14 protein-coding genes are annotated in these 12,538 nt (G+C 70.6%); 9 read left to right on the forward strand and 5 right to left on the reverse strand.

The annotated features are described in order from the left end of the window. Nucleotides 1–7: 7 nt before the first annotated feature. The 5 genes from ACZ5MC_RS05700 to ACZ5MC_RS05720 form a co-directional block, all read right to left on the reverse strand. On the reverse strand, nt 8–478 hold the full coding sequence (locus ACZ5MC_RS05700) for a PPC domain-containing DNA-binding protein (protein ID WP_306599351.1): 471 nt from the start codon (nt 476–478) through the stop codon (nt 8–10). Between the two features lie 2 nt (nt 479–480). Continuing rightward, nucleotides 481–744, reverse strand: coding sequence for a citrate lyase acyl carrier protein (citD, locus tag ACZ5MC_RS05705; RefSeq protein WP_306599352.1), 264 nt, complete (start codon nt 742–744; stop codon nt 481–483). Nucleotides 745–747: 3 nt separating this feature from the next. Further along, nucleotides 748–1,731 (reverse strand): [citrate (pro-3S)-lyase] ligase, encoded by a 984-nt coding sequence (locus ACZ5MC_RS05710; protein WP_464517263.1) that lies wholly within the window; start codon nt 1,729–1,731, stop codon nt 748–750. A gap of 93 nt (nt 1,732–1,824) precedes the next feature. Beyond that, entirely contained in the window at nt 1,825–2,217 is a 393-nt protein-coding gene (gene mscL, locus ACZ5MC_RS05715) for a large conductance mechanosensitive channel protein MscL (RefSeq protein WP_306599354.1), read from the reverse strand. A 39-nt stretch (nt 2,218–2,256) separates the two neighbouring features. Further along, nucleotides 2,257–2,667, reverse strand: coding sequence for an arginine repressor (locus ACZ5MC_RS05720; RefSeq protein WP_306599355.1), 411 nt, complete (start codon nt 2,665–2,667; stop codon nt 2,257–2,259). Between the two features lie 158 nt (nt 2,668–2,825). On the opposite strand from ACZ5MC_RS05720, the gene ACZ5MC_RS05725 reads away from it, so the two are divergent. The 9 genes from ACZ5MC_RS05725 to ACZ5MC_RS05765 all read left to right on the forward strand — a co-directional run bounded on the left by ACZ5MC_RS05725 (nt 2,826) and on the right by ACZ5MC_RS05765 (nt 12,529). Next, nucleotides 2,826–3,998 carry an aspartate aminotransferase family protein gene (locus ACZ5MC_RS05725; RefSeq protein WP_464517264.1) on the forward strand — a complete coding sequence of 391 codons (1,173 nt, stop codon included), beginning with the start codon at nt 2,826–2,828 and terminating at the stop codon, nt 3,996–3,998. Beyond that, on the forward strand, nt 3,995–4,987 hold the full coding sequence (locus tag ACZ5MC_RS05730; RefSeq protein WP_464517265.1) for an N-acetylornithine carbamoyltransferase: 993 nt from the start codon (nt 3,995–3,997) through the stop codon (nt 4,985–4,987). The genes ACZ5MC_RS05725 and ACZ5MC_RS05730 overlap by 4 nt, the downstream gene beginning before the upstream one ends. 3 nt (nt 4,988–4,990) lie before the next feature. Then, nucleotides 4,991–5,866 (forward strand): acetylglutamate kinase, encoded by an 876-nt coding sequence (gene argB / locus ACZ5MC_RS05735; RefSeq protein WP_306599358.1) that lies wholly within the window; start codon nt 4,991–4,993, stop codon nt 5,864–5,866. After that, nucleotides 5,866–6,915 (forward strand): M20/M25/M40 family metallo-hydrolase, encoded by a 1,050-nt coding sequence (locus ACZ5MC_RS05740; RefSeq protein WP_373432586.1) that lies wholly within the window; start codon nt 5,866–5,868, stop codon nt 6,913–6,915. The genes argB and ACZ5MC_RS05740 overlap by 1 nt, the downstream gene beginning before the upstream one ends. Continuing rightward, a complete protein-coding gene (locus tag ACZ5MC_RS05745) occupies nt 6,908–8,242 on the forward strand; it encodes a lyase family protein (protein WP_464517266.1) in 1,335 nt (444 codons plus the stop codon). The genes ACZ5MC_RS05740 and ACZ5MC_RS05745 overlap by 8 nt, the downstream gene beginning before the upstream one ends. Beyond that, the gene (gene argG, locus ACZ5MC_RS05750; protein ID WP_464517267.1) at nt 8,239–9,426 is read left to right on the forward strand and encodes an argininosuccinate synthase; all 1,188 of its coding nucleotides are present in this window, start codon (nt 8,239–8,241) and stop codon (nt 9,424–9,426) included. Before ACZ5MC_RS05745 ends, argG begins: the two co-directional genes overlap by 4 nt. A gap of 11 nt (nt 9,427–9,437) precedes the next feature. Next, a complete protein-coding gene (locus tag ACZ5MC_RS05755) occupies nt 9,438–10,490 on the forward strand; it encodes a hypothetical protein (protein ID WP_306599362.1) in 1,053 nt (350 codons plus the stop codon). Beyond that, entirely contained in the window at nt 10,487–11,488 is a 1,002-nt protein-coding gene (argC, locus tag ACZ5MC_RS05760; RefSeq protein WP_464517268.1) for an N-acetyl-gamma-glutamyl-phosphate reductase, read from the forward strand. Before ACZ5MC_RS05755 ends, argC begins: the two co-directional genes overlap by 4 nt. Nucleotides 11,489–11,587: 99 nt before the next feature. Further along, nucleotides 11,588–12,529, forward strand: a complete 942-nt coding sequence (locus tag ACZ5MC_RS05765; RefSeq protein WP_464517269.1) for a hypothetical protein — start codon at nt 11,588–11,590, stop codon at nt 12,527–12,529. Nucleotides 12,530–12,538: the final 9 nt, after the last annotated feature.

The following is a 12,538-nucleotide window of genomic DNA, read 5'->3' on the forward strand; positions in this document are numbered from 1 at the left end:
GGATCCCCTACCTTTCTTCGAAGAAGAGGGTGTCGACGCCGCTCGAGGTGGAGTGGTAGCGCTCGATGCCCGTCACCAGGTACTCGGCCAGGACGATTTCGCAGGTGGCGAACACCTCGGCGTCCACCAGCTGGCCCCCCACCACCTCGCCGCCGGCCTTGGAGGCCAGGATGTAGAACTGGGCGCCCAGCTTCTTGCCGGCGCCCGGGGCGATGTTGCCCGAGAGCCCCAGCATCTCCAGGGGGCCTTCCACCCGGTGCTTGCGGGTGCGGGGTTCGGTCAGGGGCAGGTGGGCCCCGGTCTGGATGTCCCTGAACTCCACGTCACGCACCGAACCGATGGCCGAGACCATGGACGCGAAGGTGATGTTCTGGGAACTGCAGAACTCCAGGAGGGTGGGGACGATGCGCGCACCCGGCTGGATCTTGATGATGAAGCGCCGGCCTGTGACGCACTCGCGGGACCATACCTTGTCCATGACTACTCCTGGGAAGCTCTGTGAATGGCGGTTTCCACCCGGGCGGCGATGGCGTAGTCCAGGGCGCCCCGGTCCGAGACGCGGACATGGCCGGCGGCCACGCCCAGCTCCTGCAGGGTCGCCTCGATGCGGGCCCGGATCAGGTGCTCGAACTGCTTCTTCACGGTGGATTCGATGTCGATCTGGAGGGTTTCGGCGGGCTCGACCACGACCATGAGGTCGCTGGACTGCATGGTGCCCGCGGTGGACTTGCGTCGGATCTGCATGGACTAGGCTCCCTGGAGGCGCCCGGCAATGGGCCGGGCTTCGTCGGATCGGAGGAACTGGAGGGTGGAAGGGGGCACCAGGGACGCCAGGGTCCCGAAGTCCCCGGCGGCGAAGGCGGCGCGCACCCGGGTCGCGCTGACCGGGGCGCCGGCGGCCTCGAGGCGGGCCACTTCCGTGACGGCGACGCCGGCGGGGGGCAGGATCTCGGCCATGGCGGCGTTGTAGGCCCGGGTCGCGGGGCAGAGGGGCTCGGTCCCGGCGAAGCGGCGGACGACGTGGAAAGCCGGGGCGATGCGCCGGGCGAAGAGATCCAGGTCCAGGCGCATCTGGGCCTGGGCGGCCTCGTCCTCGCGCTTGAGGAAGTAGGCGGGGAAGGTCCCGGCGGACACCGCGTAGCGGGAGGTCTCCAGGACGGTGACGTTGGGCAGGTGGGCCGTGGCCTCCCGGGCCAGGCGCAGGCGCGCCGCGAAGGGGAAGACGGAGCAGTCCTCGCTCACCACGAAGAGGAGGAGCCGGTCCACCTCCTTCGCGGCCCGTTCCGCCAGGTGGAGGTGGCCCAGGGTGAAGGGGTTGCCGTTGAGGACGATGGCGCCGTTGCGGCCCGGCGCGGCGGGATGGGAGGCCAGGTAGGCCTCCAGGCCCGGCCCGTGCTCCAGGAGCGCCGCCGTGCCGTGGGTGGCCAGGAGCCGGAAGTTCAGGGCCTCGAAGGTCCCGGTGTTCTGGGGCCGGGTGAAGAGGAAGAGGGTCCCGTGGCCCGCCTCCATGCCCGAGAGGACGAGCCGGGTCACCAGGGCGCCCAGGGTGTCCGTGCCCTGGAACTCGGGAGCTATGGCCAGCATCTTGAGGACATAGCCCTTCCTGGCGCCGCATGCCGCGAGGCGCCCGCCGTCGTACCAGCCCACCAGGTCATCCATCCCGGGTTCAAAACGAAGGCCCTGGGACTCGATGAGTTCCCGGGCCTCGCGTTCCGTGGGCTGGTCGAACAAGACGTGCTCCGTGAAGGGTCCGCCCGCAGTATAGGACCGGGGGCCTTTCAACTACCTTACAGTCTTCTATTAGTGAGGACCGTCACGGAGCGGTCAATCGACCTGGCTAGTGCAGAATTTGCAACGTTTGGCCGCGAGGGGAATCGTCTCCAGGCACTCGGGGCAGGTCTTGGTGGAGGGGGCCGCGGGCTCCTCCTTCTTCTTCATGAGGGTGCCCACCAGCTTCACCAGGAAGAGGAAGACGACCCCGGCGATGATGAGGAAGTTCAGGGTCGCGCCCAGCACCACCCCGATGCGCAGCTTGCCCACGGCCCACTGCTCCCAGACCATGTTGGCCGGCAGCACGTAGCTCACCAGCGGCATGACGATGCCGCTCACGAAGGCCTTGACGATCTCCCCGAAGGCGCCGCCGACCACCACGGCCACGGCCAGGTCCACCACGTTTCCCTTGGCCACGAAGGCCTTGAACTCCTGGATGAGGGACATGCTCAGCTCCTTGGTTGGGGCCCGCTCGGCAGGCCGGCTTCAGATGCCTCGAATCAGACGTTCCCGGATTTCGAGTTCCAGTCTATCAAGCAAGCTGCTGTTCACGGGCGCCGCGAAGATCGTATCGTCCCCGGCCAGGGTGCCGGCCAGGGAGGGCAGGCCGGCCTGGTCCAGGGCCAGGGCCATGGCCTGGGCGTACCCAGGGGTGGTCTTGAGGATGAGCAGGGTGGGGGGAACCTTCTGGAGCGTGTAGGGGTGGGAGGGGGGCAGGGCGGGCAGGGCGCGGCGGTAGCGGCCCTCCTCCTTGCGGATGTTCAGCTTCTTCATGTGCCGGGAGAGGGTGGAGAGCGTCAGGTCGAAGCCCTCCCTGCGGAGCAGCTCCAGGAGATCCCCCTGTTCGGTGATTTCCAGGCGGGAGAGATGGCGGAGAATGGCTTCGTCCAAGTTCATGGGGCTAATTTGCATCGATTTGCACAAATTTGCAAGCAATCTTGTTTCACTCATAATCATAAATTTACAGTCCCGTCGTAGCTTTTTCGCTTGACCCCCCATACGGGGAGGCGCACAATTTGCATTACATGACCGGTATTTCCGTGTTTTTGCATCCAATGACCGCAAATTTGCAGCCCCCCGCCCTCCTCCCCACCTACACCCCCTTCCCCTTCCCCCTGCTCCGCGGCGAACGCGACCGGGTCTTCGATCCCCTGGGAAGGAGCTACTGGGACTTCTACGGCGGGCACTGCGTGGCCAGCACCGGCCACTCCCACCCCCTGGTGGCCGAGGCCATCGCGGTCCAGGCCCGGGAGCTGATCTTCTACAGCACCGCCGCGGAACTGCCCGTGCGGTCCCGGGCGGCCAAGGCCCTGCTGGACTTCGCGGAGTCCGGCCGGGACGCGGGCATGGCCTCCATCTTCTTCTGCAACAGCGGCGCCGAGGCCAACGAGAACGCCCTGAAGATGGCCTGCCGGCTCACCGGGAGGCACAAGTTCGCGGCCTTCCAGGGCGGCTGGCACGGGCGCTCCACCCTCGCCCTGTCCGTCACCGACGACCCCGCCATCACGGATCCCTACGCGCCCCTCCTGGCGCCCTGCCTGCGCCTGCCCTGGAACGACGTGGAGGCCCTGGAGGCCGCCGACTTCTCGGACGTGGCCGGCGTGATCATGGAGCCCATCCAGAGCATGTCGGGCATCCGGCCCGCCACCGCCCCCTTCATGATCAAGGTGCGGGAGAAGACGAAGGCCGCCGGCGCCATGCTCATCTACGACGAGGTCCAGACCGGCATGGGCCGCCTGGGGCACCCCTTCGCCGCGGGCCTCCACGGGGTCCGCCCCGACATGATCACCTCCGCCAAGGGCCTCGCCTCGGGCGTGCCCATGGGGGCGCTGCTCCTGTCGGCCGAGGCCGCCGCCTCCGTCAGGCCCGGGGACCTGGGCAGCACCTTCGGCGGCGGGCCCCTGGCCTGCGCCGCGCTCCTGGCCACCCTCACGGTGATCCGCCAGGAGGGCCTCCTGCAGAACGTCTTCGTGCGCGAGCAGGAGATCCGCGAGGCGCTCGCGGGCACCTGCGTCACGGAGATCCGCGGTTCGGGCCTGCTCCTGGGCCTGGTGGTGCCGGGCCGGGCCAAGCAGCTCAAGGCCCACCTCCAGGACCGGCACATCCTCGTGGGCGGCAGCGGCGATCCCGACGCCCTGCGCCTCATGCCCCCCCTCAACGTGACCCGGGCCGCGGTGGACGCCCTGGCCGAAGCCGTCCGCACCTTCCCCGCTGGAGATACCAAATGAGACACGCCACCGGCATCAGCGATTTCGGCATCGAGGGCCTGGAGGAGATCCTCGCCCGCGCCATCCAGTGGAAGGCGGGAACGCATCCGAAGCACCTCGTGGACCGGATCCTCGGCATGGTGTTCTTCAACCCCAGCCTGCGCACCCGCGCCTCCTTCGAGGCCGTGATGGCCCGGGGCGGCGGCTCGTCCATCGTTCTGGAAGTGGGCAACGGCGTGTGGAAGCTGGAGGACCGCACCGGCGCCGTGATGGACGGGGACCGGGCCGAGCACATCAAGGAGGCCGCGCCCGTCCTGGCGCGCTACGTGGACCTGCTCGCCGTGCGCACCTTCGCCGCGGGCGTCAGCGACGCGGAGGACCACGCGGATCCCGTCATGAACGGCTTCCGCAACCACTCCACCGTGCCCACCCTCAGCATGGAGAGCGCCCGGGAGCACCCCTGCCAGGGCCTCGCCGACCTCATGACGGCCCGGGAGACCTTCGGCTCCACCAGGGGCCTGCCCGTGACCCTCACCTGGGCCCCCCACATCAAGCCGCTGCCCAAGGCCGTGCCCAACAGCTTCCTGCTCACCGCAGCGGCGGCCGGCTGCGAGGTGCGCGTGGCCCACCCCGAGGGCTTCGAGCTCCAGGGCGAGGTCCTTGCCCAGGCCCAGGCCCTGGCCAAGGGCGCGGGCGGCAGTGTCTCCTTCACGAAGGACCAGGGCGAGGCCGCAGCCGGCAGCCGCGTGGTCTACGCCAAGGCCTGGGGCCCGTCCACGGAGGGCGGCCTGAAGGCGGAGGCCGTCAAGGACCACCCCGACTGGATCTGCTCCCCTGACCTGATGCGCAAGGCCGCCCAGGACGCGATCTTCATGCACTGCCTTCCCGTGCGCCGCAACGTCGAAGTGGCCGACGGCGTCCTGGACGGCCCCTGGAGCCGGGTCGTGGACGAGGCGGAGAACCGCTTCCACGTGCAGCGGTCCCTGGTCCAGTGGCTTCTGGAGGCCTAGACAATGGTACGTTCCTCGAATCCCTTCGACGCCCTGCACAACGCCGCCAAGTACGTGCGGAAGTTCCGCGGCAAGCCCTTCGTGGTCAAGCTCGGCGGCGAGATCCTGGAGGATCCCGCCCTGCGCAAGGCCGTCTGCACCCAGCTGGCCCTGCTGTGGAGCTTCTCCATCCCCCTGGTGATCGTCCACGGCGGCGGCGCCGGCCTGGACGCGCTCTGCAACGAGCTGGGCCTGGAGACCACCAAGGTCGCCGGCCGGCGCGTGACCTCGGCCCCCGTGCTGGACGCCGCCAAGATGGCCTTCAAGGGCCGCATCCAGATGGACCTCCTCGCTTCGCTGGAGGTCGCCGGGCTTCCCGCGGTGGGCCTCTCCGGCCAGGACGCGGGCCTCGTGAAGTCCCACAAGCGGCCCGTGGGCGAGGTGGACTACGGGCTCGTGGGCGACGTGGACACCGTGGACCCCTCGGTCCTCCGGCACCTCCTGGACGGCGGCTACGTCCCCGTGGTGGCGCCCTTCTCCGCCACGGCCGAGGGCCAGGTGCTCAACACCAACGCCGACACCATCGCCGCCGAGATCGCCGCGGCCCTGGGGGTGGAGAAGCTGTTCTTCATCCTGAAGGTCCCCGGACTCCTGCGGGACGTGGCCGTGCCCAGCAGCCTGGTGCCTCTGGCCGACCTGCAGACCCTCAAGGAGCTGGAAGGCGCCATCAAGGACGGCATGAAGCCGAAGATCACCGCGGCCCGGCGGGCCCTGGAGGGCGGCGTGAAGAGCGTCCACCTGGTATCGGGCAGCAGGCCCGACGCCATCCTGGCCGAGGTGTTCACCAACGAGGGCAGCGGCACCATGCTGGTGGCCGACCGGAACGAGGTGGGCGCATGATGGCGCCCGCGGCCCTCCTGGAATCCCTGGTGGCCATTCCCAGCGTGTCCCACGCCGAACAGGCCGTGGCGGACCACGTCGCGGCCCTGCTGGGCGCCGAGGGCTTCGAGGTGCGCCGCACGGGCAACAGCCTCTGGTTCGAGGTGGGCACCGAAGGTCCCCGCATCCTCTTCGCCAGCCACCTGGACACCGTGCCCCCCTGCGACGGCTGGAGCAGCGACCCCTTCACCCCGTCCTGGAACGGCGACCGCCTCACCGGGCTGGGCGCCAACGACGCCAAGGGCTGCGTGGCGGCCATGATCCTGGCGGCCGTGGAGCTGCGCGGCCTCAAGGGCGCCCGAGCCGTGTTCGCCTTCACCGAGGGCGAGGAGGTGGGCGGCAAGGGCATCCGGGAGGTGCTGCCGGACCTGGGCAGGCTGGACGCCGCCGTGGTGGGGGAGCCCACCGGCCTGGAGATCTGCGCCGCCCAGCGGGGCATGCTCATCCTGCGCTGCACCGCCCGGGGCGAGGCCGCCCACGTGGCCCACAGCCCCCTGGGCGAGAACGCCATCCACAAGGCGGCCCGCGACATCCAGAAGCTCGCCGCCATGACCTTCGAGCCCCACCCCCTCCTGGGCGAGACCCGCGCCCAGGTGACCCAGGTGCAGGGCGGCAGGGCCCGCAACCAGGTGCCCGACAGCTGCGAGTTCTTCGTGGACCTGCGCACCACCCCCAACCTGGACCACGCCCTCACCGCCGAGCGCATCGCGCTGGTGCTGGAGAGCGAAGTGGCCGTGCACTCCATGCGCTACGAGGCCGTGGCCACCGGCCTGGACGAGCCGGTGGTGAAGGCGGCCCTGGCCGCCTCGGGCCGCAAGGCGCCCCGAGGCTCCGCCACGGCTTCCGACTGGGCCTTCCTGGCCCACCTCCCCGCCGTGAAGGCGGGCCCCGGCGACACGCACCGAAGCCACCGCCCCGACGAATGGATCTCCCTGTCCGAGCTGGAAGGCGGCATCGCGTTCTACGCGGCTTTGGCCCGGGAATACGCCAAGGAGGCCTGCCGTGTCTAAGCCGCTCTGGGCCAAGGACCTCCCCCTGGACGAGGAACTCCACCGCTTCACCGTCGGGGACGATCCCGAGACCGACCTCCACCTCCTCGCCAGCGACGCCGCCGGCAGCGCCGCCCATGCGCGGATGCTGGGCGAGACGGGCTTCCTGGCCGAAGCCGAGGCCCGGGCCCTGGTGGGCGCCCTGGACGGCCTGCGCCAGGAGGCCCTGCGGGGCGAACTGGTGATCCTGCCCGAGGAGGAGGACGGCCACACCGCCCTGGAGCACGCCCTGGAGCGCCGTCTCGGGGAGACCGGCCGCCGCATCCACCTGGCCCGGTCCCGCAACGACCAGGTGGCCACGGCCCTGCGCCTCCACATGCGGGACCGGGCCCTGGACCTGGGCTCGGCCATGCACGCCGTCGCCCGGGCCTTCCTGGACCTGGCCGTGCGCGAGGAGACCACGCCCCTGCCGGGCTTCACCCACCTGCGCAAGGCCATGCCCGCCACCTGGGGCATGTGGGCCTCGGCCTTCGCCGAGGGCCTGCTGGAGGAGCTGGAGGCCCTGCCGGCCCTTTGGGGCCGCCTGGACCGGTGCCCCCTGGGCGCCGCCGCCGGCTTCGGCGCCCCCGTCGCCGTGGACCGGGGCCTCAGCGCCGCGCTCCTGGGCTTCAGCCGCGTGCAGAACAGCCCCATGGACGTGATGAACAGCCGGGGCCGGTACGAGCAGGCCCTGGCCGCCTGGATCGTCTCCGCCGCCGGCACCCTCGAGAAGGCCCTCTGGGACCTGAACCTCTACAGCACCGAGTCCTTCGGTTTCGTGACCCTGCCCGACGCCTTCACCACGGGCAGCAGCCTCATGCCCCAGAAGCGCAACCCCGACGCCCTCGAACTGGCCCGGGCCCGCTGCCGGGAACTGCGGGGCCTGGCGGGCCTCCTGGGGCACCTCGCGGGGGGCCTCCCCTCCAGCTACCACCGGGACCATCAGCTCCTGAAGGCGCCCTTCGTGGAGCTCCTGGGCAAGGGCGAGGAGCTCTTCCGCATCACCTCCCGGCTCCTGCCCGGCCTCAAGGTGGACCGGGAGGCCTGCGCCGCCGCCATCACCCAGGAGCTCCACGCCGCCGCCCGGGCCTGCCGCCTCGCTGCCGAGGGCCAGCCCTTCCGCGACGCCTACGTCCAGGTGGCCCGCGAGATCCAGGACGGCACCTTCCGCCCCGAGTCCGCCGTGGCCGTGCGCCTGGGCCTGGAGCGCACCGCCGAGGCCCTGGCTTCGTCCTCCGCCTGGATCAAGGGCCGCCGGGCCTTCCTGAAAACGACCTACGAACAACTCTTCGCCTGGGGTGCCAAATGAGCCACCGCGTCCTTCTCGCCTTCTCCGGGGGCCTCGACACCTCGTACTGCGTCCTCTACCTGAAGTCGCTCGGCCACGAGGTCCACACCGTCACCGTGGACACCGGCGGCTTCTCCCCGGCCGAACTGGAGCGCATCGAGGGCATGGCCGCGAAGCTGGGTTCGGCCTCCCACGCCACCCTCGACGCCCGGGAGGAGCTGTTCCAGGACTACCTGCGCCACCTGGTGGCCGGCAACGTCCTGCGGGGCGGGCTCTATCCGCTGTCCGTGAGCGCCGAGCGGGTCTGCCAGGCCCGGCGCGTGGTCACCCACGCCCGGGACATCCAGGCCACGGCCCTGGCCCACGGCTCCACCGGCGCCGGCAACGACCAGGTGCGCTTCGACGTGGCCTTCCGGGCCCTGGCGCCGGACCTGGCCCTCATGGCCCCCATCCGGGAACTGGCCCCCAGCCGCGCCGAGGAGAGGACGTACCTGGCCGAGCGCGGCTTCCCCTTCCCCGAGAAGGTGGAGTCCTACAGCGTCAACGAAGGCATGTGGGGCACGAGCATCGGCGGCAAGGAGACCCTGGACCCCTGGCAGAACCTGCCCGAGGCCGCCTATCCCGGCGGCGAGGTGGACCCGCTCACCCCGGCCCGCACCCTGGTCCTGGGGTTCTCCAACGGCGTCCCCGTTTCGCTGGACGGCGCGGAACGGGGCCCCGTCGGCGTGATCCAGGCCCTCAACGAGGTGGGGAGCACCTACGGCATCGGCCGCGGCATCCACCTGGGCGACACCATCCTGGGCATCAAGGGCCGCGTGGCCTTCGAGGCCCCCGGCGCCCACCTGGTCATCACCGCCCACCGGGAGCTGGAGAAGCTCGTCCTCACCGGCAAGCAGCTCTTCTGGAAGGAGTCCCTGGGCAACCTCTACGGCAGCCTCCTGCACGAGGGGCACTTCTTCGACCCCATCTGCCGGGACCTGGAGGCCTTCCTGGCCTCCACCCAGGACGCGGTCACGGGCGACGTGCGCCTGGAGCTGCGCCCCCGCGCCTTCGCCGTCCAGGGCGTCAAGTCCCCGCGCAGCCTCGTGCGCCCGGACATGGCCAGCTACGGCGAGAGCACCCGCCTCTGGACGGGCGCCGAGGCCGCGGGCTTCGCGCACATCTTCGGCGTGCCCCAGATGATCGCCCTCAAGGCCAAGGGATGAAGGGAGCTTCGATGCGCATCCACCTGGACAAGATCGCCTCGGTGACGAGGAACCTGGGCCTGGGCCGCTGGGTCACCCTGGGCGAGGCCGTCGAGGCCCGGGAGGGCTCGGTCATCGCCGGCCGCATCTGCGGCGAGAAGACCGTCTACAACGAGCTGGAGGACGTCCACGGCCGCATGAGCGTGCTCCACGACGGCGACATCATCGTGGGCGCCCTGGGCCACCGCAACGCGCTGCAGGGCTACGAGGGCGTGCTGCCCACCAAGGTCGCCCCCGGCGACCGGCTCCACCTCCTGAACCTGGGCGGGGTGCTGGGCCACTGCGTCTCCAGCAACCCGGGAGTGGGCGCCCCCTTCGAAGTGGAGGTGCTGGGCCAGGTGCTCAGCTTCCCCCAGTTCGGGAGCCGCCTGGGCCAGCCCGCGTTCATCCAGGAGAAGGCGGTGCAGGGCAAGCCCCTGGCCACGCCCGTGCCCGTGGTGTACGTGGCCGGCACCTGCATGAACGCCGGCAAGACCCTCGCCGCCTGCGTCCTGGTGCGCGCCTTCACCCAGGCGGGCTACAAGGTCGGCGGCGCCAAGCTCACCGGCGTCAGCCTCCAGCGGGACATCCTGGCCATGCAGGACTACGGCGCCGAGGCCATCCTGGACTTCACGGACGCCGGCGTCACCTGCACCGGCCCCGCCACCGCGCCCGGCGCGGCCCGCGCCATCTTCACGGAACTGGCGGACCGGGGCGTGGACCTGATCATCGCCGAGACCGGCGACGGCATCATGGGCGAGTACGGCGTCCAGGCCATCCTGGAGGACGAGGCCCTGCGCAAGTGGGGCGTGGCCTACGTCCTGTGCGCCAACGACCCCGTCGGCGTCGAGGGCGGCGTCAGGAACCTGAAGGAGGCCTACGGCATCCAGGTGGACGTGGTGGCCGGCCCGGCCACGGACAACCGCGTGGGGGGCCGCTTCGTGGCCACCCTGGGCCTGCCGGCCCACAACGCCCGGTCCCAGGCCAGGGAACTGGGCGCTCTCGTCCTGGAAAAGGTGCGGGCCGCCCTGGAGGTGAAGCCGTGAAGCTCGACGCCGCCATCCTGGGCGCCTCCGGCTACGGGGGCGGGGAACTGCTGCGGTGGCTCTCGGGCCACCCCGCATGCGCAAGCCTGCGCGGCACCTCACGCCACGCGGGCCGGGCCTTCGGCGACGTGCATCCCAACCTGCGCGGCATCGTGCCCGGGGTCCTGGAGGAGGCCATCGACTGGTCCTCGTTCACGGGCAGCGAACAGCCCGTGGTCTTCTCGGCCCTGCCCCACGGGGAGCTGGCGGCCCTGCTGCCCGGCCTGGAGCGCGCCTGGGACAAGGCCGGCATCGCGGACAAGGTCCTCCTCCTGGACCTGAGCACCGACTTCCGGGGCGTGGAGCACCGCCCCCGCTTCGTCTACGGCCAGCCCGAATGGAACCGCGCCGCGCTCAGGGGCGCCCGGCGCGTGGCCTGCGCGGGCTGCTTCGCCACCGCCCTGGAGCTGGCCCTCCTGCCCCTGCGCGGCCTGGACGTGGGCTTCCTGGCCGCCACCGGCGCCACCGGCTCCAGCGGCAGCGGCGCCACTCCCGTGGAGGGAACCCACCACCCCCTGCGCGCCCAGGATTTCCGCGCCTACAAGCCCTTGGCCCACCAGCACATGGCCGAGGTCAACGCCGCCATGGCCGAGCTGGGCATCCAGGGCGACCTGGCCTTCGTGCCCCAGAGCGCTCCCATGGTGCGGGGCATCTTCATGTCCTTGCAGTTCCGCCTTCCCCAGGGCCTCACCGGGGAGGGCCTGGCCGCCCGGACCGCCGAGGCCTTCCAGGACGCCCCCTTCGTGCGCATCGTCACCGGCTCCCCCCGGGTGGGCGCCGTGGCCGGCGGCGCCTTCTGCGACGTCGCGACGGCGTCGGACGGCCGGAACGGCGTGGTGATGACCGCCATCGACAACCTGGGCAAGGGCATGGCCTCCCAGGCCGTGCAGTGCATGAACCTGGCACTGGGCCTGCCGGAGACGGCCGGGCTCCTGATTCCGGGGTGCTACCCGGGCTGAGATCTGATCCTTTTCCTGGCCCTTCGGCGCCATCAAATAAGCGGGCGGCATGCCCGTCTCGGGATCCGGAATATACTGGCTTTTCACGCGGGAGCCGGGATGTCGGGAAACAGCCTTGAAGGGTTCGGTGCCACGGCCGTTGGCATGCTCCTCCTCAAGGTCCTGGATCCCGGCCGCTACTACCGGAACAAGGAGGCCCTGCAGGCCCGCAGGAGGCAGGCCGATCTCCTGGCCTACAACGCGACCCTCCGGATGCCCGCGCAGTTCGAGGGGAACCACCCCTGCTTCAAGCACTCCGGCAACGCCGGCGACATCATCTACGCCCTTCCCGCCATCCGGGCCCTGTGTGGCGGCGGAGGCGGCCGGCTCCGCCTCGTCCTGGACACGCCCGTCCACACGCGCCACCTGCGCAGCTCGCACCCCCTGGGCGGCGTCATGCTCAACCAGGCCATGTTCCGCCTGTTGGCGCCCCTGCTCGAAGCGCAGCCGTACCTGGAATCGGTCGGGGTCCTGGCCTCCGAGCCCGTGGACTTTGACCTCGATCTGTTCCGCACCTCCCCCATCCCCCAGGACCGGCTCGGGATCAGCCGCTGGTATTTCTACCACCTGGCGGTCTCAGCGGACCTCTCCGAACCCTGGCTGGAGGCGCCGGAGGTGCCGGCCTTCGCCGGGAGCGTGATCATCGCGCGCAGCGCGCGCTATCGCAACCTTTGCCTCGACTACCACTTCCTTGACCGGTATCCGGATCTCGTCTTCTGCGGGCTGGAGGAGGAATTCGCGGACATGCGCAGGACCCTTCCGCGCCTGAGCTACGCCCCCGTCAAGGACTTCCTGCAGTTGGCGGGCATGATCCGGTCCTGCAGGCTCTTCATCGGGAACCAGTCCTTCCCCTACGCGCTGGCCGAGGCCCAGAAGGTGCGCCGGGTGCTTGAGTTGGACGCCACTTCACCCAACGTGGTGTCCTGCGGACGGGACGCCCATGACGTCGTCTTCCAGAGCCAGTTCGAGCGGGTGGTTGCGCGGATGCTGGAACACGATTAGGAAAACGAT

This window comes from Mesoterricola sp. JemC181 (assembly GCF_055384585.1).